At 68.2% G+C, this 23,218-nt stretch carries 23 protein-coding genes, 1 tRNA gene, 1 pseudogene and 1 CRISPR repeat array; of the genes and pseudogenes, 15 read left to right on the plus strand and 10 right to left on the minus strand.

The annotated features are described in order from the left end of the window. The first annotated feature begins 181 nt into the window (after positions 1-181). Together LC438_RS07275 and LC438_RS07280 are read left to right on the plus strand one after the other, a co-directional pair. Complete coding sequence (locus tag LC438_RS07275) at positions 182-1,726, plus strand: amino acid permease (protein WP_105676870.1); 1,545 nt, start codon at positions 182-184, stop codon at positions 1,724-1,726. Positions 1,727-1,735: 9 nt separating this feature from the next. Next, a complete protein-coding gene (locus LC438_RS07280) occupies positions 1,736-2,458 on the plus strand; it encodes a FadR/GntR family transcriptional regulator (RefSeq protein ID WP_105676869.1) in 723 nt (240 codons plus the stop codon). A 316-nt stretch (positions 2,459-2,774) separates the two neighbouring features. On the opposite strand, the gene LC438_RS07285 is transcribed toward LC438_RS07280, so the two are convergent. After that, positions 2,775-2,960, minus strand: a complete 186-nt coding sequence (locus tag LC438_RS07285; RefSeq protein ID WP_223586213.1) for a hypothetical protein — start codon at positions 2,958-2,960, stop codon at positions 2,775-2,777. On the opposite strand from LC438_RS07285, the pseudogene LC438_RS18920 reads away from it, so the two are divergent. The 12 genes and pseudogenes from LC438_RS18920 to LC438_RS07345 all read left to right on the plus strand — a co-directional run. Continuing rightward, positions 2,893-3,789 (plus strand): annotated as a pseudogene (locus LC438_RS18920) (glutamine synthetase family protein); the annotation flags it as partial. The gene LC438_RS07285 and the pseudogene LC438_RS18920 sit on opposite strands and share 68 nt — an antisense overlap. Positions 3,790-3,849: 60 nt before the next feature. Then, positions 3,850-4,216: direct repeats of the CRISPR family, unit length 24 nt; unit sequence GGATTCGAGAGGCTGTGAGCATGA. Positions 4,217-4,224: 8 nt separating this feature from the next. After that, a complete protein-coding gene (locus LC438_RS07295; RefSeq protein WP_223587457.1) occupies positions 4,225-5,613 on the plus strand; it encodes an aldehyde dehydrogenase in 1,389 nt (462 codons plus the stop codon). A gap of 46 nt (positions 5,614-5,659) precedes the next feature. Continuing rightward, positions 5,660-6,439: a 3-oxoacyl-ACP reductase gene (locus LC438_RS07300; RefSeq protein WP_105676864.1), complete on the plus strand. Its 780-nt coding sequence runs from the start codon at positions 5,660-5,662 to the stop codon at positions 6,437-6,439. Beyond that, on the plus strand, positions 6,432-7,166 hold the full coding sequence (locus LC438_RS07305) for a gamma-glutamyl-gamma-aminobutyrate hydrolase family protein (RefSeq protein WP_219844638.1): 735 nt from the start codon (positions 6,432-6,434) through the stop codon (positions 7,164-7,166). Before LC438_RS07300 ends, LC438_RS07305 begins: the two co-directional genes overlap by 8 nt. A gap of 44 nt (positions 7,167-7,210) precedes the next feature. Then, complete coding sequence (locus tag LC438_RS07310; protein WP_105676861.1) at positions 7,211-8,101, plus strand: ParA family protein; 891 nt, start codon at positions 7,211-7,213, stop codon at positions 8,099-8,101. 190 nt (positions 8,102-8,291) lie between these two features. Beyond that, positions 8,292-9,053, plus strand: a complete 762-nt coding sequence (locus LC438_RS07315; RefSeq protein ID WP_105676888.1) for a ScpA family protein — start codon at positions 8,292-8,294, stop codon at positions 9,051-9,053. Continuing rightward, a complete protein-coding gene (gene scpB, locus LC438_RS07320; protein WP_223586214.1) occupies positions 9,043-9,624 on the plus strand; it encodes an SMC-Scp complex subunit ScpB in 582 nt (193 codons plus the stop codon). Before LC438_RS07315 ends, scpB begins: the two co-directional genes overlap by 11 nt. A 191-nt stretch (positions 9,625-9,815) precedes the next feature. Then, entirely contained in the window at positions 9,816-10,619 is an 804-nt protein-coding gene (locus LC438_RS07325) for a pseudouridine synthase (RefSeq protein ID WP_374197870.1), read from the plus strand. Beyond that, the gene (locus tag LC438_RS07330; RefSeq protein ID WP_223586215.1) at positions 10,616-11,755 is read left to right on the plus strand and encodes a prephenate dehydrogenase; all 1,140 of its coding nucleotides are present in this window, start codon (positions 10,616-10,618) and stop codon (positions 11,753-11,755) included. The genes LC438_RS07325 and LC438_RS07330 overlap by 4 nt, the downstream gene beginning before the upstream one ends. Beyond that, a complete protein-coding gene (cmk, locus tag LC438_RS07335; RefSeq protein ID WP_223586216.1) occupies positions 11,748-12,455 on the plus strand; it encodes a (d)CMP kinase in 708 nt (235 codons plus the stop codon). Before LC438_RS07330 ends, cmk begins: the two co-directional genes overlap by 8 nt. 40 nt (positions 12,456-12,495) lie before the next feature. After that, entirely contained in the window at positions 12,496-13,968 is a 1,473-nt protein-coding gene (gene der, locus LC438_RS07340) for a ribosome biogenesis GTPase Der (RefSeq protein ID WP_223587458.1), read from the plus strand. A 112-nt stretch (positions 13,969-14,080) separates the two neighbouring features. Continuing rightward, on the plus strand, positions 14,081-14,977 hold the full coding sequence (locus tag LC438_RS07345; RefSeq protein WP_223586217.1) for an NUDIX domain-containing protein: 897 nt from the start codon (positions 14,081-14,083) through the stop codon (positions 14,975-14,977). 222 nt (positions 14,978-15,199) lie between these two features. Here LC438_RS07345 and LC438_RS07350 read toward each other — a convergent pair whose 3' ends face one another. Genes LC438_RS07350 through LC438_RS07370 form a run of 5 tightly spaced genes read right to left on the minus strand, consistent with a single transcriptional unit; the run spans position 15,200 to position 18,902 of the window. Then, the gene (locus tag LC438_RS07350) at positions 15,200-16,765 is read right to left on the minus strand and encodes an HNH endonuclease signature motif containing protein (RefSeq protein ID WP_223586218.1); all 1,566 of its coding nucleotides are present in this window, start codon (positions 16,763-16,765) and stop codon (positions 15,200-15,202) included. Positions 16,766-16,803: 38 nt separating this feature from the next. Continuing rightward, entirely contained in the window at positions 16,804-17,187 is a 384-nt protein-coding gene (locus LC438_RS07355) for an RNA-binding S4 domain-containing protein (protein ID WP_223586219.1), read from the minus strand. Then, positions 17,187-17,846, minus strand: coding sequence for a lysoplasmalogenase (locus tag LC438_RS07360; protein ID WP_223586220.1), 660 nt, complete (start codon positions 17,844-17,846; stop codon positions 17,187-17,189). The genes LC438_RS07355 and LC438_RS07360 overlap by 1 nt, the downstream gene beginning before the upstream one ends. After that, entirely contained in the window at positions 17,846-18,301 is a 456-nt protein-coding gene (locus LC438_RS07365; RefSeq protein ID WP_223586221.1) for a hypothetical protein, read from the minus strand. Before LC438_RS07365 ends, LC438_RS07360 begins: the two co-directional genes overlap by 1 nt. 16 nt (positions 18,302-18,317) lie before the next feature. After that, a complete protein-coding gene (locus LC438_RS07370) occupies positions 18,318-18,902 on the minus strand; it encodes a GNAT family N-acetyltransferase (RefSeq protein ID WP_223586222.1) in 585 nt (194 codons plus the stop codon). Positions 18,903-19,012: 110 nt separating this feature from the next. Between LC438_RS07370 and LC438_RS07375 the strand changes: the two genes are divergently transcribed. Then, positions 19,013-19,089, plus strand: a tRNA-Pro gene (locus LC438_RS07375). A 564-nt stretch (positions 19,090-19,653) separates the two neighbouring features. Here the strand turns inward: LC438_RS07375 and LC438_RS07380 are convergent. From LC438_RS07380 to LC438_RS07395, 4 genes are read right to left on the minus strand one after another with little or no spacing between them, the layout of a single operon-like run. After that, positions 19,654-20,844: an ABC transporter permease gene (locus LC438_RS07380; protein WP_223586223.1), complete on the minus strand. Its 1,191-nt coding sequence runs from the start codon at positions 20,842-20,844 to the stop codon at positions 19,654-19,656. After that, positions 20,841-21,530: an ABC transporter ATP-binding protein gene (locus LC438_RS07385; protein WP_223586224.1), complete on the minus strand. Its 690-nt coding sequence runs from the start codon at positions 21,528-21,530 to the stop codon at positions 20,841-20,843. Before LC438_RS07385 ends, LC438_RS07380 begins: the two co-directional genes overlap by 4 nt. After that, the gene (locus LC438_RS18765; RefSeq protein WP_223586225.1) at positions 21,527-22,615 is read right to left on the minus strand and encodes an efflux RND transporter periplasmic adaptor subunit; all 1,089 of its coding nucleotides are present in this window, start codon (positions 22,613-22,615) and stop codon (positions 21,527-21,529) included. The genes LC438_RS07385 and LC438_RS18765 overlap by 4 nt, the downstream gene beginning before the upstream one ends. Continuing rightward, complete coding sequence (locus tag LC438_RS07395; protein WP_223586226.1) at positions 22,612-23,133, minus strand: hypothetical protein; 522 nt, start codon at positions 23,131-23,133, stop codon at positions 22,612-22,614. Before LC438_RS07395 ends, LC438_RS18765 begins: the two co-directional genes overlap by 4 nt. Positions 23,134-23,218: the final 85 nt, after the last annotated feature.

The following is a 23,218-nucleotide window of genomic DNA, read 5'->3' on the forward strand; positions in this document are numbered from 1 at the left end:
ACGCGCGCCTGTGCGCCGGCATCCGTTCTCCGGGTGCCGGCACCTCCGGCTCCGGTGCCCCGGCGTGTCTCGGCGAGCGCTTCTGGTTGAAGGTATGAAGTCAGACCATTGACAGCTGGCGTTCAGGGAGGCCAGAATCGCTGCAACTGCTCCCTCTACTCGAAAGCCAGGTAGCACCCCTATGAGTGACACGACAAAGGCGCCGGACTCACAGCCCATCGATCATGATGCGGCCGCACTCGCAGAGCTCGGCTACAAGCAGGAACTGCACCGCGGCATGTCCGGCTTCTCCAACTTCGCGGTCTCGTTCTCGATCATCTCGATCCTCGCCGGCTGCATCACCTCCTTCAACATCGCGCTGAAGTCCGGCGGTCCGATGGCGATCAACATCGGCTGGCCCCTCGTGGGTGTCTTCGTCCTCTGCGTCGCCCTCGCGATGGCCGAGGTCTGCTCCCGGTATCCCACCGCAGGCGGTCTCTACTTCTGGGCGGGTCGGCTCGCGAAGAAGAACAAGCGTCAGTGGGCGTGGTTCGTCGGCTGGTTCAACTTCCTCGGCGAGGTCGCCGTCACCGCCGCCATCGACTACGGCGCCGCGGCGACGATGATGGCCTTCGCCAACCTGATGTGGGGCGTCGAGGTCAACCCGCTCAACACCTTCGGCCTCTTCATCGTGATCATCGTGATCCACGGTCTGCTCAACACCTTCGGCGTCAATCTCGTCAGCATGCTGTCGAACGTCTCGGCGTGGTGGCACATCGTCGGCGTCCTCATCATCGTCGCGGTGCTGTGGATCATGCCCGCCCACCACCAGGATGTGGCGTGGTCGTTCACGACCTTCCACAACGAGACCGGCTGGACCTTCGGACCGTACGTGTTCCTCATGGGTCTGCTGATGGCGCAGTACACGTACACCGGTTACGACGCCTCGGCGCACGTCGCCGAGGAGACGAAGAACGCCGCTGTCGCCGCCCCCAAGGGCATCGTCATGAGCGTGCTGATCTCGATCATCGGCGGCTGGATCCTGCTCTTCACGATCGTCTCCGCGATCCAGGACGGCAGCGAGGAAGGCCTGTCCACGATCGTCAACACGACCACGGGCTCCGGACCGGCGCAGATCTTCCTCGACGCACTGAACAACCCCGACGTGGCGAAGTTCCTGCTGTTCATCGTCTGCGGCGCCCAGTTCTTCTGCGGCATGGCGTCGGTCACGGCGAACTCGCGCATGAGCTACGCGTTCTCGCGGGACAACGCCATCCCCGGCTCCCGCCTCTGGGCGCAGGTGAACAAGCGCACCGGCACGCCGACCAACTCGATCTGGCTCTGCGTCGTGCTCTCGATCATCGTCACGCTGCCCGCGCTGTTCAACATCACGGCGTACCTCGCGGTGACCTCGATCGCCGTCATCGGCCTGTACATCGCGTATGTCACGCCCGTGCTGCTGCGCCGCCTGAACAAGGAGTTCACGCCGGGGCCGTGGAGTCTCGGCCGCTGGAGCGCCGTGGTCGGGTGGGTCGCAGTGGTCTGGGTGGTCTTCATCGTCATCCTGTTCGTGCTCCCGCCGGTGACGCCCATCACGGTCGACACGTTCAACTACGCGCCTCTCGCGGTCGTCGTGGTCGGCGTGCTCGCCGTCGTGCTCTGGTTCGCCTACGGCAAGCGCGACTTCATGAGCGACGCAGAGGCGGCGCACCTCACCAAGGCCGCCGACGAACTGCTGGAGGAGTGAGGTCGCACGATGACCGATCTGATGGATTCCCCTCTGGTGGATGCTGCGCTCCACCCGGTCCGTGGGCACATGGCCTTCGAGTCCTGCGTCGAGCAGCTCGGCTCCGCCATCCAGCTCGGGATCTTCCGGGTGGGGACGAAGCTGCCGGGGGAGCGTGAGCTCGCAGAGAAGCTCAACGTCTCCCGGGCCACGCTCCGGGAGGCCATCAGCGCCCTTCGCGCCGCCGGGTTCGTGTCCACGACCCGGGGGCGCGGAGGGGGCACGGTCGTCGAACCACTCGCCGAGGTGTGGCCGGCGGGTCAGACCCCGCCGCGCCGTGCCGAGATCGACGACGTGATCGTGTTCCGCGCCGTCATTGAACCCGGAGCCGCCTACCAGGCCGCCCAGCTGGACCTCACCGAGGAGCAGCGGGCTCTGCTGGAGACGAGCCTCGCTGACCTGGCCGAGGCGCAGACTCCGGCCGACTACCGACAGGCCGACGCCCGGTTCCACCTGGCGATCAGCACCGTCTGCGGCTCCGATGAGCTCGCCCGTGCCTGCAGCGGCGTGCAGGTGCGGATCCATCAACTCCTCGCCGAGATCCCCTTCCTGAAGACGAACATCGACCATGCGGAGGACGAGCACCGTGCCATCGTCGCCGCGATCCTGGACGGCGACGCCGTTCGGGCCCGCGACGTGATGACCGCGCACTGCGAGGCCACCGCCGCCCTTCTCAAGGGCCTCCTGAAGTAGGCAATCCTGGAAATGAGTGCGCACAGATGAACATCACCCCCGCCCCGGCCCGCAACGACCGCATGCTCACCGTCGAGCAGCTGAGATCGGCGATCCTCTCCGACGAGATCGACACGGTCGTGCTGGCCTTCACCGACATGCAGGGGCGACTGCAGGGCAAGCTCCTGCACGGACGCTTCTTCCTCGACACCGTGCTGGAGCACGGCACCGAGGGATGCAACTATCTGCTCGCCGTCGACGTCGACATGAACACGGTCGACGGCTACGAGAACGCCTCGTGGGAGTCGGGCTACGGGGACATGGAGTTCATCCCCGACTACTCCACGATCAGGCGGATGCCGCATCGCCCCGGCAGCGTGATGATCCAGTGCGACCTCGCCACGACGTCCGGGCATCCGGTGCGGGTGTCGCCGCGGGAGATCCTGCGGCAGCAGGTGGAGCGCGCGGCCGGGCACGGCTGGACGGCGCTCGCGGGCACCGAGCTGGAGTTCGTGATCTTCAACACGCCGTACGAGAAGGCGTGGGACGACGACTATCGCGGTCTCATCCCCGCGAACCGCTACAACATCGACTACTCGATCATCGGGTCGAGCGTGGTCGAGCCGCTGCTGCGCGAGATCCGCAACACCATGTACGCGTCGGGGTTGAACGTCGAGTCGGCGAAGGGCGAGTGCAACTTCGGTCAGCACGAGATCGCGTTCAAGTACGACGAGGTCATCACGACGGCCGACAACCACGCCGTCTACAAGACCGCGGCGAAGGACATCGCCCGCCAGCACGATCAGTCGATCACGTTCATGGCCAAGCCGAACCAGCGCGAGGGCAACTCGTGCCACGTGCACATGTCCCTGCGCGGACTCGACGGCTCTCTGGTCTTCTGGGACGCGGAGACCGGCTCCCGCACCCCGCTGTACGACCACTTCATCGCGGGCGTCCTGGCGACCATGCGCGACTTCACGCTGTTCTACGCGCCCAACATCAACTCCTACAAGCGCTTCGTCAAGGGGTCTTTCGCCCCGACATCCGTCGCGTGGGGCATCGACAACCGCACGACCTCCGTGCGGCTGGTCGGACGCGGCGCCGGTGCGCGCATGGAGAACCGTCTGCCCGGCGGCGACATGAACCCGTACCTCGGGCTCGCCGCCATGCTCGCGGGTGGTCTGTACGGCATCGAGCACGAACTCGAGCTGGAGCCGGAGACCGCGGGCAACGCCTACGAGTCGGGAGCGCCGATCGTGCCGACGACCATGCATGAGGCCAGAGACGCGCTCGCGCGGTCGGAGATCGCCCGCGAGGTGTTCGGCGAGGACGTGGTCAAGCACTACGTCCACTACGCGGACGTCGAGATCGAGGCGTTCGACGCAGCCGTCACCGACTGGGAACTCAAGCGCGGATTCGAGAGGCTGTGAGCATGATTGCGAGCGCGGTGACTCTGTACCTTCCGATCGGCGATGCCTTCGAGCGCGGATTCGAGAGGCTGTGATCATGACGGTGACTCTGTACCTTCCTGTTGGCAATGCCTTCACGCGCGGATTCGAGAGGCTGTGAGCATGACGGTGACTCTGTACCTTCCTGTTGGCAATGCCTTCACGCGCGGATTCGAGAGGCTGTGAGCATGATTGCGAGCGCGGTGACTCTGTACCTTCCGGTGGCTGGTCCCTTTACGTGCGGATTCGAGAGGCTGTGAGCATGACGGTGACTCTGTACCTTGCGGTGGGCGATGCCCTCAAGCGTGGATTCGAGAGGCTGTGAGCATGACCTTCCAGATCCCTCTCTCTCCCTTCGACGGCGGCGGCACCTTCACGGTCCTCAACCCGTCCAACGGTCAGGCGATCGGCAGCGTCGCACTGGCCGACCTCGCGGCGACGGATGCCGCCATCGAGCGCGCCCATGCGGCCTTCCCCGCATGGCGTGCGATCGCACCCGGCGAGCGCGCGCGTCTGCTGCGCTCCTTCGCGGCGGCCGTCGACGCGCACATCGACGAGCTCGCCGCGCTCGAGGTGATCGGCTCCGGCCATACGATCGGCAACGCCCGCTGGGAAGCGGGGAACGTCCGCGACGTCCTCAACTACTACAGCGCGGCGCCCGAGCGTCATTTCGGGCGGCAGATCCCCGTCGCCGGTGGTGTGGACATCACGTTCCACGAGCCGCTCGGCGTCGTGGGCATCATCGTCCCGTGGAACTTCCCGATGCCGATCGCCGGCTGGGGCTTCGGCCCCGCGCTGGCGGCGGGCAACACGGTCGTGCTGAAGCCGGCCGAGCTCACCCCGCTGACGGCGCTCCGGCTCGGAGAACTCGCCAGGGACGCCGGCATCCCCGAGGGCGTGTTCACCGTGATCCCCGGCAAGGGGAGCGTGGTGGGCGAGAGGTTCGTGACCCATCCGCTGGTGCGGAAGGTCTGCTTCACCGGCTCGACCGATGTCGGCAAGGGCATCATGCGCGGCTGCGCAGACCAGGTGAAGAAGCTGACGCTGGAGCTCGGCGGAAAGAACGCGAACGTCGTGTTCGAGGACGCGGATCTCGAGAAGGCCGCGGCATCCGCCCCCGGCGCCGGACTCGACAACGCCGGACAGGACTGCTGCGCACGCTCGCGCATCCTCGTGCAGGCGAGCGTCTACGACAGGTTCCTCGAGCTGCTGCAGCCCGCGGTCGAAGCCTTCCGGGTGACGGACCCGTCGAGTCCCGACGCCGAGATGGGGCCGTTGATCTCCGCGAAGCAGCGTGACTCCGTGCTCGCGGGCATCGCGGACGCCGACGTCGCCTATCGCGGACAGACCGTGGAGGACACCGGCGGATTCTGGATGCCGCCGACCGTGGTCATGCCGCGCAGCGCCGCTGATCCGGTGTGGTCGCAGGAGCTGTTCGGCCCCGTGCTCGCGGTGATGCCGTTCACCGACGAGGCCGACGCGATCGCGAAGGCCAACGACACCGAGTACGGCCTGTCGGGATCCATCTTCACCCGCGATCTCGGGCGCGCGCTGCGCGTGGCGAGAGGCGTGGAGAGCGGCAACCTGTCGGTCAACTCGCACTCCTCCGTCCGGTACTGGACTCCGTTCGGAGGGTTCAAGCAGTCGGGACTCGGGCGCGAACTCGGACCGGACGCGCCCGACAGCTTCTCCGAGGTGAAGAACGTCTTCATCTCGACCGACGACTGACACAACACAGCACTGACACACCCCGAGAAAGGCAGCAGGACACACGATGGGCAAGCTCGAAGGCAAAGTGGGCGTCATCACCGGCGGATGCAGCGGCATCGGCCTCGCGACGGCGAAGAAGTTCGTCGCGGAGGGGGCCAAGGTCGTCATCGGCGACCTCGACGAGGTGAACGGCCCGCGCATCGCAGAGGAGCTGGGCGGCTCCTTCATCAAGGTGAACGTGACGGATGCCGCAGAGGTGGAGGCGCTGTTCGCGCACGCCAAGGAGAAGTACGGGCGCATCGACATCGCGTTCAACAACGCGGGCATCTCGCCGGCATCCGACGACTCCATCCTGAAGACCGGAATCGACGCCTGGAACCTGGTGCAGGACGTGAACCTCACCAGCGTGTACCTGTGCTGCAAGGCGGTGCTGCCGTACATGCTGGAGCAGGGGAGCGGTTCGATCATCAACACGGCGTCGTTCGTCGCGATCATGGGCGCCGCCACCTCGCAGATCTCCTACACCGCGTCGAAGGGCGGCGTGCTGGCGATGACCCGGGAGCTCGGGGTGCAGTTCGCGCGCAAGGGCATCCGCGTCAACGCGCTCTGCCCCGGCCCCGTGAACACCCCGCTGCTGCAGGAGCTGTTCGCGAAGGATCCGGAGCGCGCCGCGCGCCGTCTGGTGCACGTCCCTATGGGGCGCTTCGCCGAACCGGAGGAGATCGCCAACGCCGTCGCGTTCCTCGGCAGCGACGAGTCGAGCTTCATCACGGCGATGGACTTCCTCGTCGACGGCGGACTCTCCAACGCCTACGTCACGCCGCTGGATTCGGACTTTGACTGACCAGCGCCCGATCATCGGCATCACGACCTACCGCCAGGCGGCCTCCTGGGGCGCCTGGCGGGAGGTACCGGCCGACCTGCTCCCCAGCGACTACGCCCTCGCGGTGGAGCGGGCAGGGGGCATCCCCGTGCTCGTCCCGCCGCTCGCCGATCGCGGCGCGGCAAGAGCCGTGCTCGGTCGGCTCGACGGTCTGCTCATCGCGGGCGGAGCCGACGTGAACCCCGCGCGCTACGGGCAGGAGCCGGACCCGAACGTCGTGCGCTGGTACGACGACCGCGACGCATCGGAGCTGTGGCTGCTCGGGGAGGCGGACGCGCTGCGGCTCCCTGTGCTGGGCATCTGCCGGGGTATGCAGCTCATGGCTGTCGCCGCCGGCGGATCGCTCGTGCAGCATCTGCCCGACGTCGTCGGCCACGATCGGCACGGGGGCGGCGAGAGCTCCTACGAGGCCATCCCCGTGGCGGTGGATCCGGGGCATCGGGTCTCCACACTGCTCGGTGAGCAGATCACCAGCGCCAGCCACCACCACCAGGCGGTCGCGGACCACCCCGGTTTCGTCGCGACAGCGCGTGATGCCGACGGCGTGCTCCAGGCGATGGAGGCCGAGGGGGACCGCTTCGAGGTCGGGGTGCAGTGGCATCCGGAGACCACCGACGACGTGCGGGTGATCGAGGGACTGGTCGACGCAGCGAGGGACAGCGCCGCGCGCCGACGCGACGAGAGGTGAGCCTGCGACTACAATCGAGCAAGCACGAAGGAGCAGGAGAACCGGTGGCTGAGAGAGCGGCAACGTCCAGGGCGAAGGCGAAGAAGGCCGACGACACACCCATCGGACCCACCGGTCGTCCCTATCACGGGTTCCCGACGCCGGAGCCGCTGGCGTCTCACGGCCCCGCGCGCATCATCGCACTGTGCAACCAGAAGGGCGGCGTCGGCAAGACGACGACCTCCATCAATCTCGCCGCGGCCCTCGCGGAGTACGGGCGCAAGGTTCTCGCGGTCGACTTCGATCCGCAGGGCGCTCTGTCGGCCGGTCTCGGCATCCAGACGCACGAGACGCCGACGGTCTACGACCTGCTGCTCGACACGAAGCGCGACGCACACGATGCGATCGTGCGCTCCGGCGTCGAGGGACTCGACGTGATGCCGGCGAACATCGACCTCTCCGCCGCCGAGGTGCACCTCGTCAACGAGGTCGCGCGTGAGACGATCCTCGCCCGGGTGCTCCGCCAGGTGGCGGGGGAGTACGACGTCATCCTCATCGACTGCCAGCCGTCGCTCGGGCTCCTCACCGTGAACGCCCTCACCGCCGCTCACGGCGTGATCATTCCGCTGGAGTGCGAGTTCTTCGCGCTCCGCGGCGTCGCGCTCCTCATCGAGACGATCGACAAGGTGCGCGACCGGCTGAACCCGTCGATCACGATGGACGGCCTCCTCGCCACGATGTACGACCCGCGCACGCTGCACTCGCGCGAGGTTCTCGAGCGCGTGGTCGAGGCCTTCGGCGACGACGTCCTGGAGACCGTGATCGGCCGCACCGTGAAGTTCCCCGACGCCTCGGTCTCGGGTGTGCCCATCACCGAGTTCGCGCCGGAGCACGCCGCCGCCCAGGCGTACCTGCGGCTGGCGCGGGAGCTGGTCGCCCGTGGCGCCGTCGCCTGACGAGACCCCTCGCCACGAGACCGACGCGACTGTGTCGTCTTCGAGTACCGCGTCGTCTTCGGGAACCGCGTCGCATGACGAGACCCCTCGCCACGAGACCGATGCGGCTGCGTCGTCTTCGAGTACCGCGTCGTCCAGGGAATCCTCGGATACCTCATCTCCCGAGGAGAACTCCGGTTTCCGTGTCTCCCTGTCGAACTTCGACGGCCCGTTCGACCTGCTGCTGAATCTCATCTCGAAGCATGAGATGGACATCACCGAGGTCTCGCTCAGCGCCGTGACGAACGAGTTCATCTCCTACCTGAGGGAGCTCGACGACGATGAGGAGCTCGACCAGGCGTCGGAGTTCCTCGTGGTCGCCGCGACACTGCTCGACATGAAGGTCGCCGGACTCCTTCCGCAGGGAGAGCTGGTGGATGCTGAGGCCGTCGCACTGCTCGAGGCTCGGGACCTGCTGTTCGCGCGACTGCTGCAGTATCGGGCCTTCAAGGAGGTCTCCGCCTGGTTCTCCCGCTGCCTGCAGCGAGAGGATCGGCGGCACGTCCGCGCTGTGCGACTCGACGAGAAGCACCGCAAGAAGACGCCGGAGCTGGTCTGGTCTCTCTCGGCCGACGACTTCGCCGCACTCGCCCTGCTCGCGTTCGCGCCCAAGGAGATCCCGCACGTCGGACTCGATCACCTGCACGCTCCGCTCGTCAGCATCCGTGAGCAGGCGGCGATCGTGGTGACGCTCCTCCGCGGCGCCGAGTCGCTGAGCTTCCGCGAACTCGTCGCCGGCATCCGCGAACCGGGTATCGTCGTCGCGCGCTTCATCTCGGTGCTGGAGCTCTACCGCCACGCGGCGCTCTCCTTCGAGCAACTGGAACCGCTCGGCGAGCTGACGCTGCGCTGGGCCGCCGACCACTGGTCGGACGAATCACTCGCCACCCTGGGAGCCGACTATGACCGATGACCTCGAACCGTCAGCCGGAGTGCTGACCGAGAAGATCGAGGCGATCATGCTCATCATTGACGAGCCGATCGGACTCGTGGCGCTGGCCGCCGCCGTGGGGTCTCCCGTGGCCGCCGTGCGGCAGGCGCTCGAGACGCTCGTCGACGACTACGACGGCAGGGGCCGCGGTCCGCGTCGAGGCTTCGAGCTCCGCGAGGTCGGAGGCGGCTGGCGGCTCTACGTGCGCGAGGACCACGACGACCTCGTCGCGGAGTTCATCGGCGGCCAGGCGCCGGCTCGACTGTCCCAGGCCGCGCTCGAGACGCTCGCCGTCATCGCCTACAAGCAGCCGGTCACCCGCAGCCAGGTCGCGTCGATCCGAGCGGTGAACGTGGACTCCGTCGTGCGCACCCTGCTCGCACGCGGCCTCATCACCGAGCTCTTCGCCGACTCCGAGACGGGCGCCATCAACTACGGCACCACGGATGCACTGCTGCAGCACCTGGGCATCAACTCGCTCGACGAGCTGCCTCCGATCTCCCCGCTGCTCGATGACGGCGCAGACGGCTTCGATGAGGGGCTGGTCCGGTGAGCGCGCGTGTGACTGGCGCCGTTGCGGCACGGTGTGGGTACTTCGATGAGGGGCTGGTCCGGTGAGCGCGCGTGCGGTTGACGCCGGTACGGTGCGGCTTGGGCGCTTCGATGAAGGTTTGGTTCGATGAGTGCTCGCGCGGAAAGCACCCTTCTGGTGCCGCGCGGACGCTTCGATGAAGGAATGGTTTCATGACTGATGGTTCGATGACAGACGGCTCCGCCCCCGAGGGCGTGCGCCTGCAGAAGGTGCTCTCCGGAGCGGGCGTGGCCTCCCGACGCGTGGTCGAGAACTACATCGTCGAGGGCCGCATCCGCGTCAACGGCGTGGTCGTGACCGAGCTCGGCACCCGCATCGATCCGGAGACCGACCTCGTCGATGTCGACGGCACCGCTGTGCAGCTCGACGTCTCGAAGCGCTACGTGATGCTCAACAAGCCCACCGGCGTCGTGAGCAGCATGCGCGATGAGAGCGGCCGCCCTGATCTGCGGCTCTTCACGAAGGACTATGAGGAGCGCCTGTACAACGTCGGCCGGCTGGATGCCGAGACCAGCGGACTGCTGATCCTCACGAACGACGGCGCGCTCGCGCACGTCCTCGCGCATCCGTCCTTCGGCGTCACCAAGGTCTACATCGCGAAGGTCGAGGGGGAGGTCACCGCCCAGACGATCTCGAAGCTCACGAAGGGCATCGAGCTGGAGGACGGACCCATCGCGGCCGACAAGGCGCGGCTGCTGGACACCTCGCGGGGGTCGAGTCTCGTCGAGCTCACGCTGCATTCCGGACGCAACCGGATCGTCCGCCGCATGATGGCGGCGGTCGGGCATCCCGTCACCGAACTCGTGCGACGCCAGTTCGGTCCGCTGCACCTGGGAACGCTCCCGGCGGGGAAGAGCCGCGAACTGACTAAAATCGAACTAGGCGCGCTGCTTACTCTGTCGCGCCGTGATTCCGGTGTCGCCGAGGCGCCAGGCGAGCAGCAGGAGAACGAGTGACCGACACGACGAGTGCGCCCAGCGCGCCGCGCACGGCGACCGCCGTCGCGTCGCGTCTCTCGGGCACCGTCCGCATCGTCGGCACGGGGCTGCTCGGTGCGAGCATCGGGCACGCGCTCAGCGCGAAGGGCGTCGATGTCGTGCTCTCCGACACGTCTCCCGCACAGCAGCGCCTGGCGATCGACTACGGCGCCGGTCGTGCCCCGTCTGCCGACGACGCGCCAGTCCTGATCGTCGTCGCCGTGCCGCCAGACGTCACCGCCGATGTCATCCAGGCGGAACTCGAGCGGTACCCGGATGCCGTCGTCACCGATGTCGCGAGCGTCAAGCTCGAGCCCTTCCGCGCACTGACGTCGCGCGGTGTCGATCTCGCCCGCTACATCGGCTCGCACCCGCTCGCCGGTCGCGAGCGCGGCGGGGCGATCTCCGCGCGGGCCGACCTGTTCATCGGCCGTCCGTGGGTCGTGTGCCGCGACGGCGAGACGAAGGCCGCCGATCTCGCACTCGTCGAGGCTCTGGCTCTCGACGTCGGCGCGCAGCCGATCGAGATGACACCGGAGGAGCACGACCGCTCGGTCGCGCTGACCTCCCACGTGCCCCAGGTCGTCGCGAGCCTGCTCGCTGGCCGCCTCGCCGAGGCCGAGGAGGGCGCTCTGCGTCTCGCCGGTCAGGGCGTGCGCGACACGACGCGCATCGCGGCATCCGCCCCCGAGCTCTGGGTGCAGATCCTCGGCGCGAACGCGGCGCCCGTCGTCGAGATCCTCGACGCCCTCGCCGAAGATCTCCGCGAGGTGTCGGATGCGCTGCGCGCTCCCGAGGCGCCCGGCTCCCGGCGTGCGGTGGCGGAGACGATCCGTCACGGCAACGACGGCGTCGAGCGTCTGCCTGGCAAGCACGGCCAGAACCGCCGCTTCGAGTCGTTGGTCGTCATGGTCGACGACACGGCAGGACAGCTCGGACGCCTCTTCGGCGAGCTCGGCGAACTCGGAGTCAACGTCGAAGACCTCCGCCTGGAGCACTCGCCCGGCGCGCAGTTCGGTCTGGCGGAGATCAGTGTCGACCCGGCCGCGCTGCACGGCGCGGTCACCGGACTCACCGAACGCGGCTGGCGGATTGCGGGGAACACCAATGACTGACGCGACGACCGCCACCGCTGCGCGCACTCCCGACTTCATCGCCATCGACGGCCCTGCGGGGTCGGGCAAGTCCAGCGTGTCGAAGGCCGTCGCGCGCACGCTCGGATTCGGCTACCTCGACACCGGCTCCGCGTACCGCGCGCTGGCCTGGCACGTCCTCGATCGAGGGGCGGACACGGCGGATGCCGCAGCCGTCCTCGCCGCGGCATCCGACTTCCCCGTGCGGCTGGGGCTCGACCCCGACGACCGCACGGTGCGCGTGGGCGACGTCGACGTCACCGAGGCGATCCGCGCACCGCACGTGTCGGGCGCGGTCAGTGGCGTGGCGCGCGTGCCCGAGGTCCGCGCGCAGGTGAACGAGCTGTTCCGCTCGCTCGTGGCCGAGGCCCCGTTCGACGCGGTCGTCGTGGAGGGACGCGACATCACCACCGTCGTCGCCCCCGACGCTCCCGTCCGCATCCTTCTCACCGCTGCCCCCGAGGTGCGCGCTGCGCGCCGGGCGGGCGAGCTCGCCGGTGAGAACGCTGCCTCCGTCGCCGCCGCGCTGCACAAGCGCGACGCATCGGACAGCGCCGTCGTCGACTTCCTCAACGCCGCAGAGGGCGTGGAGGTCGTCGATTCGACGGATCTCGATTTCCCCCAGACCATCGATGCCGTACTCGCGGTGATCGAACGACTCCGAGGAGCACACAGTGGCTGACGACGAATACGAAGGCGGCCCCGACCACCTCGCAGAGAAGATGGAGGCGCTCGACGAGCACCTCGCAGAGCAGCGCGCGGAGACTCTGCGCGCGGGTCTCGCCGACTACGAGCTCGACGACGAAGACGCTGCGCTTCTCGCCGGGATCACGATGGACGAGGACGGCATCCAGTTCATGCCGGCCCTCCCGGTCGTGGCGATCGTCGGACGGCCGAACGTCGGCAAGTCCGCGCTCGTGAACCGCATCCTCGGCCGTCGTGAGGCTGTCGTGGAGGACACCCCCGGTGTCACCCGCGACCGCGTCACGTACAAGGCCGAGTGGAACGACCGCCGCTTCACGCTCGTCGACACCGGCGGGTGGGAGCCCGACGCCCGAGGCATCGACCGCTCGGTGGCGGCGCAGGCCGAGGTCGCGATCGACCTCTCCGACGTCGTGCTGTTCGTCGTCGACGCCATGGTCGGAGCGACGTCCACCGACGAGCACGTCGTGAAGATGCTCCGCAAGAGCGGCAAGCCCGTGTTCCTGGTCGCGAACAAGATCGACGACGCGCGCCAGGAGCCGGAGGCCGCAGCCCTGTGGAACCTGGGCCTCGGCGAGCCCCACCCGGTCTCCGCGATCCACGGCCGCGGCGTCGCCGACCTCCTCGACGCGATCCTGAAGACGCTCCCCGAGATCTCGGCCGTCGCCAAGCAGGAGATCGGCGGCCCTCGCCGCGTCGCGATCCTCGGGCGCCCGAACGTCGGCAAGTCGTCGCTGCTGAACAAGGCCGCAGGCGAAGAGCGGGTCGTCGTGAACGACCTCGCCGGAACCACGCGCGACCCGGTCGACGAGATCGTCGAGCTGGGCGGCAAGCTGTGGCGTTTCGTCGACACCGCCGGCATCCGTCGCCGCGTGCACATGGCTCAAGGCGCCGACTTCTATGCGTCGCTGCGCACCTCTGCGGCGCTGGAGAAGGCCGAGGTCGCGGTGGTCGTTCTCGACGTTTCCGAGACGATCAGCGAGCAGGACGTGCGCATCATCGACCTCGTGCTCGAGTCCGGACGTGCGCTCGTGCTCGCGTTCAACAAGTGGGATCGCCTGAACGACGACGACCTGGAGAACCAGGACCGTCGCCGCTACCTCGAGCGTGAGATCGAGCAGGACCTCGCGCACGTCGCGTGGGCTCCGCGCGTGAACATCTCGGCGAAGACCGGTCGTCACCTCGACAAGCTGGTTCCTGCGCTGGAGACCTCGCTGGAGAACTGGGATCGCCGCATCCCCACCGGCAAGTTCAACGCGTTCCTCGCCGAGCTCGTCGCCGAGCACCCGCACCCGCTGCGTGGAGGCAAGCAGCCGCGCATCCTGTTCGGCACGCAGGCCTCGACCCGTCCGCCGACGTTCGTGCTGTTCACGACCGGATTCCTCGACCCGGGCTACCGCCGGTTCATTCAGCGCCGCCTGCGCGAGCTGTACGAGTTCGAGGGAACTCCGATCGTCGTCAACATGCGTGTGCGGGAGAAGCGGCAGCGCTGATCGGCCCGGGAGTTCGTTGGCTGAAGGGCTGGGACTCGTCTCTGGACCCGCTCGGTTCCAGTTCGTGTCGGGTCGGTGCGCCGTACCCCGGATGCTGTGACAGGCTGAAGGGGTGACGGTCGTACCTCCTGCAGCTGGTGAACCGCGCCGCCCCGAGGGGCCGCGCAACCCGGGCGACGCCTGGGTGATCGCGGACACGGGAGAGCGGTACTGGGGCCGGTTCGGCGCTGCGGGGCTGCTCGCCTTCGACCCCGCGCGCGGCGTGCTCCTGCAGCACAGGGTCGCCTGGAGCCACTTCGGCGGCACCTGGGGTCTCCCCGGCGGTGCGATGCACGAGGGCGAGAGCGCCATCGTCGGCGCTGTGCGTGAGGCGCAGGAAGAAGCGGGCGTCCCGGACGGCGCCGTGCGCGTACGTGTGACGAGCGTGCTGGACCTGTCGATCTGGTCGTACACGACGGTCGTCGCCGACGTCGTGGAGCCCTTCGAACCGGTGATCAGCGACCCGGAGAGCGTGGCGCTGGAGTGGGTGCCCGTCGAGGACGTCGATGCGCGTCCGCTGCATCCGGGTTTCGCCTCGTCGTGGCCGATGCTTCGGACCCTGCTCGACGAGCGTCCTGCGATCGTCGTCGACGCCGCGAATGTCGTCGGCTCGGTGCCGAACGGCTGGTGGAAGGACCGAGCCGGAGCGGCAGCGCGGCTGCGGGAACGCCTGGTCGACCTCGCCGTGCCGGCGGAGGATCTCGGCATCGGAGCGACGACCTGGTTCCCCGAGGTGTCGCTGGTCGTCGAAGGTCAGGCGCGGGCGATCGAATCCGAGGAGTCTCCCGTGCGGGTGGTCAGGGCGGATGCCGCCGGAGACGATGCGATCATCGACGAGGCCGCTCGGCTGCTCTCGATAGGCCGCTCGGTCGCCGTCGTCACCAGCGACCGCGGCCTCACTGCGCGGGTGGAAGCTCTCGGCGCCCGGGTTCTGTCTGCCGGGTGGCTGCTGCGTACTATCGATCACTGAGGCTCGTGCTTTGAGTTCTCTGCGCGCTCCCGATCGCTGAGGCTCGTGCTTTGAGTTCTCTGCGCCCGGAGAGCCCTCTGAACCCTCTGAACCCTCTGAGCCCTCTGAGGCCTGCGAACGCCCGGCCCTCCAAGCCCCCGGCCCCTCCAAGCCTCCGGCGCCCTCTAAGCCCTGCCTTCCGAGCCTCGTCCTCGGAGCCTCCGAGATCGTCCGGCGTGCAGGTCAGATGAACATCACTCGTCGCGGTGTGCGGTCGGTGTACGCGCGCCCGAGCGGACTGGTCCAGGTGATGGAGCCTCCGGGGCGCTGTTGAGCCGTCCACCTGTGCGGGTCGGGCACGTCGGGATGCTTGAGCGCGTGGTGGGTTCTGCAGAAGTGCGCCAGATTGTCTACCGCCGTCCGTCCACCCTTGGCGTGATCGTGGTTGTGGTCGATCTCGCTGCGGTGCACCGGCATCCGGCATCCCGGGAAGCGACAGTGCTGGTCACGCGCCCGCAGGAATCTCTTCATCGCGGTGGTGGGCGTGTACGTGTCGGTCTCGACGACGAGGCCGGACGGATCGAGGAACAGCCGCGTCCATCCGCTGTTCCGCCCTGCGAGCGCTCGTGCGATGTCAGCGTCGAGCGCTCCGTGGCCGTCGAGCTGCGCGGGTCGATCGTCGAGCCCCGCGAGTGTGGTCGCCGCGACCGTGACCTGAATCCGGGCGTGAACGTCGTCGAGGGCATCGCCGATGGCTGTGCTCGGAGTGGCGGTGAGGAGCATGTCGGCGAGGACATCGGCGCGGATCTCATCCAGGGAACGCTCGTCTGCGGGGATGCGCTCGACGTCGGAGAGCGGGTCACGCGCGAAAGTCGCTCGATCGTCGCTGAAGATCATGCCGGCATCGGCATCGGCATCGGCACCGAAATCCGCGTCGGCGCCGGAATCGGTCCCCGGCGTCGAGTCGCGCACGGCAGAAGCAGCGTCAGCGGTGGTATCGGCGCTGGTATCGGCGAGGATCGCGGGGGCGAACGGATCGGCGAGGAACGCGTCGAAGAAGGGATCGGCGAGATCGACGTCCTCGGCGTGGACGGCGTCCGCGCCGGGGTCGATGGCTGACGGGTCGAGCTGAGGCTCGCGGGTTTCCCGGGCCCCGATGACCTCTCGCGCGACGTGCGTGAGACGGTCCTGGATCGCGAGGGCGATCCACTCGGGGAGAACCGCCGTGAGCAGGGCGAGCCCGTCGTCGAGCGAGGTCACGGAGACGCTGCGATCCTTGGCGGCACGGCGATGGCGTTCGACGACCGTCTCTCCCGCGAGAGACGCGGCGACCTCTCGCGCGTGGGCACGGGTTCGTGCTGCCGTGTCGCACTCTGCCACGACAAGCGCGGCGGTCTCGAACAGGCCCATGACGGCGGCATCCGCTCTGCGGTTCGCGATCGCCTCGGCGACGACCGCTCCCGCCCGTACGATCTCGCGGACGTGGGCGGCGGTGATGCGACCCTCGGCGAACGCGGCACGGACGCCGGGCATGCTGTCTCGGAGTGAACGTGCATCGGCGAAGGCGAACTCCATCGACGACCTCGGGATGCGCGCGGCTGCCGAGAACTCCGCGATCATCGACCGATAGATGGCGTCGCGATGGTAGGGGCTCTCCGCCACATCCTGATCGTGGATGACGAGCTGCTCGATCAGCAGTTCTGCGGCCTCGGCCTCAAGCACGGCGATCTGCCGGCGCTTCAGCGCCCAGGCGTCGAGAACACGACGTCGTTCCTCGAGATCGAGGTCGAGATCGGTGCGGTGGGCCATGTACCCAGATTAGAACAAACGTACGAAAGAGTGAACCGTCAGGAATGGGGGAACTCCTGGTCGTCTGGGTCGCGTCCGCGGAGCCGATCGATCTCCCGGCGTTCTCGCTTGGTGGGACGGCCCGCTCCGCGGTCGCGCAGTCCCAGCGCGGCCTGCGGCTCGCGCTCGGGCGTGCGGTCCTCGTAGGCGAGGGCCGCGACGGGGGCGCCGACACGCTTGACGAGGAGCTGTCGCACGATGAGGATCCGGTCGAATCCGGAGATGCGGATGCGCAGCTCATCGCCGATGCGCACGGCCTGCGCCGCCTTGACCTTGTCGCCGTTGAGTCGTACATGCCCCGCGCGGCATGCAGTCGTCGCCGCGGAGCGCGTCTTGTACACGCGGATCGCCCAGAGCCAGCTGTCGACGCGTGCGGAGTCCATCAGGCGACCTTCCGTGTGCGGAGCGCGAGGAGCGTCCCTGCGATGATGAGGCCTTGCCCGATCGTGTAGGTGAGCATGACGGCGGGGCTGCTCCACGACGGGAGTGCGTCGGGAAGGAAGAGGCGGAACGCGAGGATCGAATCGCTCGCGAGGAAGAACACGCCTCCCGTCGCGACCACGGGACCGCACCGCGTGGAGAAGGCGGCTGTGCCGCCGAGCACGAGTCCGTAGACCGCGACCGCGGGGAACAGTCCTCCCGCGTGCGGCCCGATCACGCTGACCATGGCGATCCACCAGGCGGCGTAGACGAGCGCCCACCACGGCATCCGTCGTCGAGAAAGGTGTCGTGCGAAGAGCGCGATGTAGGCGAGATGAGCGATGCCGAAGAACGCGAGCATGAGCGGCAGCTCCGGGGCTGAGGGGAAGAACGCGCCGGCGCCGTCGCCGAGCCAGGAGAAGAGCAGGGCGGCGAGGATCAGCACCATGGCGGCGCGGGGTTTCAGCCGTCGGGCCGACACCAGCACGGGAACCAGCAGGAGCGGCATCAGGATGAGCTTCGTCGGCGCGGCCAGAGGACTCTGCACGGCGAGCAGGATCACGTGAAGCGTCGACGCGACGATGTAGGGCGCGAACGCCCAGAGGAGAGCGCGGTTCTTCATCAGGTCTCGACGGTGACCTGTTCGACCCGGTCATCAGCGTCGAGGTGCACCGCCGGCCAGTATCCATCGGGGAAGTGCTCGCCGCAGCTGTCGGTGAGGTGCAGGACGATCGTGCCATCGGCCGACGCCTCGATCGTCTCGAGGGATAGGTCGGATGCCGCCTCCTCGAGCTCGTGCGGCTCGGGGTCTCCGGTGCTGAACTGTGCGACCACGGCATCCGAGGCGACGCGTCGCAGCGCGTCGAGGTGCGAGACGACCTCGCGGAGCCGGGGGAGCAGCGGAGCGATCTCGTCGGGGCTCGTGCCTTCGATCATGAGGTCGAGCTCTCCGCCGTCGGTCGTGATGCCGCCGATGTACCAGTCGGAGACGAGCACGTCGCCGTCGGTGAGCTCGGTGGTCGCACGGACGAGGGCGCCGAGCTCGGCGTCTTCGACGATCGGATGCTGGTCGCTCATGCCTCCACGCTAGTGGTCAAGGGGCGAGTTCGAGGGCGACGAGGGAACGGCCCGGCTTGAGGTCTGTCTTCTCCTCGAATCCTGCTGCGAGGAAGGTGCCGAGGGTGCCGTGGAACAGGTCGTTCGAGCGCTGCTTCTCGCCACCGGTGTCGACCGGGTAGCCCTCGATCACTCGGGCGCCGGACTCGCGCGCATAGTCGACGGCCGCGCGGAGCAGGTCGAGGTTGAGGCCGGAGCCCCGATGCTCTCGGCGCACCACGAAGCAGGTGACCGCCCAGACCGAGGCATCGTCGAACGGTTCGGTCGACGCCGCCGCGATGATGCGCGTTCGCGGAATCCGCGCCTGTCGCGTGCGGGGTCCGATGCGGATCCAGCCGGCGGCGTCGCCGTCGACGTAGGCGATGATGCCCGGGGGAGGCCCCTCGTCGATCTCCGCGCGCAGCATCTCGGTGCGCTGGTCTTTCGTCGTCGAATTCCAGTCCTTGTTGCTGAGAACCGGCCAGATGCACTGGCAGCTCGCGCCATCCCCGCCGCCCGTGAGCGCGTGCTGCACATCGCTCCACCTGGCCGTCGTCGCCACCTCGGTCGTGATCGTCGCCATGCACCGGACGCTACGCCGGACCTCCGACACACGCAACGCTGCTCGGTTCGCGGACGGCCTCGGCATCAGGCTAAGATAGGGGAGTTGCCTGCGGCGAAAGCCACGGACAACGGGCTGTGGCGCAGCTTGGTAGCGCACTTGACTGGGGGTCAAGGGGTCGCAGGTTCAAATCCTGTCAGCCCGACCAGAATGCAAGAGGCGGATCGCTCCGAGGAGTGATCCGCCTCTTGCATTTCCTCGCACCTGTAGGGCGCTGCGGGGACGCCGCCCGACCAGAATCCCCGGTGAGAGGAACCCTTAGTCAGGACTTCGCCGTTTCTGCGGGTGGCCATTGGCTGGTTAACTCGCCCGGTCTACTCGATCCGGTCGCCGCTGAAGCGGACCCATCTCCTTCGGCCTCAGTGCCTGCGAAGTGCACCACGAGGTTCGTGTGGTGTGGACCGGTACGGGTTCGCCTGTCTGGCGGCTTCGGCGAAGTGCCGAGGGTTGGGCAGGTCGCTGGTGCCGGGGAATCGCCTGGAGGACGTGTAGTGCGATCCGAGCATCGGCCACCCAGATCGCGCCGGTTTGGCTCAGCCCCAGGTCTGGTGCGGTTGCCGAACCTGAGCTTCGCCCCGAGGTCGTCCCAGTGCGTCGCATCGCGGACAGTGACTGTTTTGAGGACGCCGCCGCGCACCCCGTGCAGGAGCGGATCGTCGGGTGCCCCTCCGAAGCACTGTCCGCGGAGGCGGGGCCGTCGACCCCACCCGGCCTACGTGGTGAGCGCTGCCGTCGGGGACGTGCGCGCGGCACGCACTGCTGGCAGGAGCCCTGCGACGGCCCCGACGATCACCGTGACCGCGACCGCGATGACCAGCACTTCGGGCGGGATCGCGACGACCCATCCGTTGGCCTTGGCGGCGACCGCTGTGATGATCCAGCCGAGAGCCACACCGGCGATCCCGCCATATGCCGAAAGCAGCATGGCCTCGAAGAGGAATTGCTGTCGCACGTGACGCTTGGTCGCGCCCAGCGACCGGCGCAGGCCGATCTCGCGGCGACGCTCGAGCACCGAGATAACCATGGTGTTGGCCACGCCGATGCCGCCGACCAGCAGGGCGATCGAACCGACGCCGATGAGGAGCCCCGTGAATGCCTGGTCGACGGTGTTCTTCGCCGCGAGCGCGTCCGAGGGGCGGCTGACCTTCACCTCGCTCGGGGACTGCGGGCTGATCGTGGGGGGCAGAAGCGTGCGCACCTCGGCCACGCGGTCCTCCTCGGACCGTTCGTAGATCATCGTGGGATTGCCCTTGTAGCCGAACGCCTGGCGGGCGATCGGCTCGCCGATGAAGGCGACGGAGTCGAGCTCGGGCACCAGCGGAGACGAGTCGAGGATGCCGACGACGGTGAACTGACGCTCGCCGAGCCAGACGAGCGAACCCGCATTCAGGATGCCGAGTCGTTCGGCAGCGGTGCGCCCGAGCACGGCCGTCGGGAACTGCGCCGTGGCTTCGTTGAGCCACACGCCGGTGAGCATCGTGGTGCCGGTCGCCGCCAGCAGGTCCAGATCCGCCGCCGCGACGGTCATCCCGCCGGTGCGCGAACGCTCGATGTCCGCATTGCGGTAGATGTTGACCTTGTCCAGCGTGCTCGTCGAGCTCGCGTTGAGCACCCCGGGAATACGCCGCACCTGGGCGACGGCATCCTCGGGGAGAGGCGCTGGTGCGCCGAGCATGTCGGTGCCGCCGGTCACGGTGAGCAGATTGGTGCCCAGCGCGGCCAGCTTGTCCTTGATCAGCGCCTGGCTCGAGGTCGAGATGCCGATGACGGCGATCATCGCGGCGATGCCGATGGCGATGCCGAGCGAGGACAGCACCGCCCGGAGCGGCCGAGCCCGCAGTCCGTGGAACCCGAGGGCGAACAGGTCGGCGGGGCGCAGGCGGGAACGACGGTCGAGACTCATGCCGCCACCTCCCGCTCGTCGGCCACGATCTCGCCGTCACTGATGTGGACCCGCCGGGGCATTCCCGTCGCGACGCCCTGATCGTGCGTGATGACCACGACCGTGGTGCCCGCGTCGTGCAGCTCGCCGAGTATCTGCATCACGCCGGCCCCGGACTTGGTGTCGAGGCTGCCAGTCGGCTCGTCGGCGAGGAGCAGCTTCGGCTCACCCACCACCGCGCGGGCAATGGCCACCCGCTGGCGCTCGCCGCCGGACAGCTGGCGTGGGTGGTGGTGCAGCCGGTCGCCCAGACCGACGCGTTCGAGGGCGACCGCGGCCCGCCGACGGCGCTCGCGGGGAGGCATGCCGGTGTAGAGAAGGCCGGTCGCGACGTTGTCGAGCGCGGTGACGCCGTCCGACAGATGGAACTGCTGGAAGACGAACCCGATGGTGAAGGCGCGCAGCGCGGAGAGCTCATTATCGCTCATGCGCATGACGTCGTTGCCGGCGATCTCGGTGCTGCCGGCGGAGGCGCGGTCGAGTGACCCGATTATGTTGAGCATCGTGGACTTGCCCGAACCGCTGGGGCCGACGATCGCGAGCATCTCACCCTCCTCGATCGTCAGGTCGACACCGTTGAGGGCCACCGTGGGTGGGGAGCCGTAGCTGCGCGTCACGCCGCGCAGCTGCACGATCGGGGTGCTCACTTGGCCACCACCACCTTGTCGCCCTCGGCGAGGCCCCCGCCTGTGACGGCCACCAGGCCGCTGGCGAAGGCGCCGAGCTCGACGGGCACGAGCTTCGTCTTGCCAGACTTTCCGGTGGTCACCTCGACGGCGAATCCACCGCCCGGCTGAGCCAGCAGCGCCGTGACCGGAGCGAGGAGCAGGTCCGTGCCCTTGCTCTGGGCGAGCAGGACGCTCACGGTCACCTTGTCGAGGTCCGCGCCGACGGCGGGGTCATCGAGGGTCAGCGTCACCGGAGCCTGCAGTGTCTTGCCGTTGGTGCCGTCCCGCTCGACCGGCGCGCTGACCGTGACGATGGTGCCGGTCGTCTGCACTCCGCCGGGGAGCACGACGGTCACGCTCTTGCCTGTCGGGGCGATCGCCTGGTCAGCGGTGTCGATGTACACCACGACCTCCTTGGAGGTGCCAGTGACGGAGACGATGGCTGCACTCGCGGCGTCACCGACAGCGGCCTTCGCCGACTGGATGCGCACATCCGTGGGGGAGAAAACGATCCGGCCGTCCTCGATCATCCCTGTCTGCTCCAAGCCGAGCGACTTCTGCCACTTCTTGATCGCATCGATGGTGTGCCACGTGAACTGCGCGTCCGGGGTGCGTCCGAAGAAGCCCAGCGCGGCGAGGTTCGTCTCGAGCTGCAGGACATCCGCACCATTGGTCATATCCTCGCTGAACGCGCGCCAGACGGGAAGGTTGCCGTGCATCAGGATGATGGGGGTGTCGTTGACGCGGAACAGCTCCTGACCCGCGGCGATGACGGCGCCGCCGACCGGAACGCCAGTGACGATGCCCGACAGCGTCGTGCCGATGTCACGGGGCGAGGAGAATCCGAGCGTGCCCTGGGCGCGCAGCTGTTCGGTCAGCTCGCCGCGGGTTATGGTGACGGTGTTCACCGCGACCTTGTCATCTTTGGGTTCGGCCGAGGACGGCCGCTGCACGAGCACGACGACGGCGCCGATCGCCGCGACGACGAGAACGCCGAGGCAGGTCAGCAGCAGCGCGCGCTTCCGCCGAGGACGTAGGGCGGTCGGTGGGGTGTCGATGCTCACTTGGACTCCACCGCCTGGTTGGCCTTCTCGGTGCAGGTGTCGACGTCGTCGCCGTTCGTCTCCGGGCCGAACGCCTGTCCCATGCCGCCCGAGCCCTTGACCGGGTCCGGGTAGTCGTAGCCGAGCTCGCGCATGCACTTCGCGAATATGAGCTGAGACTCGAATAGTTCGTCCTCGCTGGGCACGCTGTCATCGACCGGCGCCTCGCCGACCTCGGCGGTGCACGAGGCGTACGCCTTGTCGAAAGCGGCCATGTCCCACTGCGAAGTGTCGATGGATTCGGAGGGGCTACCGTCCGCGGACGTCTGTGCCAGGTCGAAGCCGGCCTTCAGCATGCAGTCGTCCATCGACTGACGCCAATCGACGATCGAAGCCTCGTGATCGCCGGACTTGAGCTCGGGGTCGGCGCTTCCAGCCGGTGCGCAGGCGGACAGCCCGAGTGCGAGCACCGCGCCGGTCGCGAGGGCGAGGGCGCCGGTGGTCGCGCGGCGACTGCGAGTGATGGTGAAGAATCTCATGTGGTTGCTCCTTACGGCATCGCCACGGTCGGACGGCCGGGCAGATTCCACTCCACCAAGGACGCGGTTTCGAGACGGTAAAGCG

The sequence above is a fragment of the Microbacterium sp. OVT16B genome (assembly GCF_019969705.1).
Classification (GTDB): Bacteria; Actinomycetota; Actinomycetes; order Actinomycetales; family Microbacteriaceae; genus Microbacterium; species Microbacterium natoriense.

Coding starts and splice junctions, on each gene's coding strand:
- LC438_RS07370 (WP_223586222.1), bottom strand. CDS start 18,902: ATGGCGACGATCACGACCGAGGTGGCGACGACGGCCAGGTGGAGCGAT.
- LC438_RS07280 (WP_105676869.1), top strand. CDS start 1,736: ATGACCGATCTGATGGATTCCCCTCTGGTGGATGCTGCGCTCCACCCG.
- LC438_RS07300 (WP_105676864.1), top strand. CDS start 5,660: ATGGGCAAGCTCGAAGGCAAAGTGGGCGTCATCACCGGCGGATGCAGC.
- LC438_RS07380 (WP_223586223.1), bottom strand. CDS start 20,844: ATGAGTCTCGACCGTCGTTCCCGCCTGCGCCCCGCCGACCTGTTCGCC.
- cmk (WP_223586216.1), top strand. CDS start 11,748: ATGACTGACGCGACGACCGCCACCGCTGCGCGCACTCCCGACTTCATC.
- LC438_RS07325 (WP_374197870.1), top strand. CDS start 9,816: ATGACTGATGGTTCGATGACAGACGGCTCCGCCCCCGAGGGCGTGCGC.
- scpB (WP_223586214.1), top strand. CDS start 9,043: ATGACCGATGACCTCGAACCGTCAGCCGGAGTGCTGACCGAGAAGATC.
- LC438_RS07355 (WP_223586219.1), bottom strand. CDS start 17,187: ATGGACTCCGCACGCGTCGACAGCTGGCTCTGGGCGATCCGCGTGTAC.
- LC438_RS07360 (WP_223586220.1), bottom strand. CDS start 17,846: ATGAAGAACCGCGCTCTCCTCTGGGCGTTCGCGCCCTACATCGTCGCG.
- LC438_RS07275 (WP_105676870.1), top strand. CDS start 182: ATGAGTGACACGACAAAGGCGCCGGACTCACAGCCCATCGATCATGAT.
- der (WP_223587458.1), top strand. CDS start 12,496: ATGGAGGCGCTCGACGAGCACCTCGCAGAGCAGCGCGCGGAGACTCTG.
- LC438_RS07365 (WP_223586221.1), bottom strand. CDS start 18,301: ATGAGCGACCAGCATCCGATCGTCGAAGACGCCGAGCTCGGCGCCCTC.
- LC438_RS07395 (WP_223586226.1), bottom strand. CDS start 23,133: ATGAGATTCTTCACCATCACTCGCAGTCGCCGCGCGACCACCGGCGCC.
- LC438_RS07350 (WP_223586218.1), bottom strand. CDS start 16,765: ATGGCCCACCGCACCGATCTCGACCTCGATCTCGAGGAACGACGTCGT.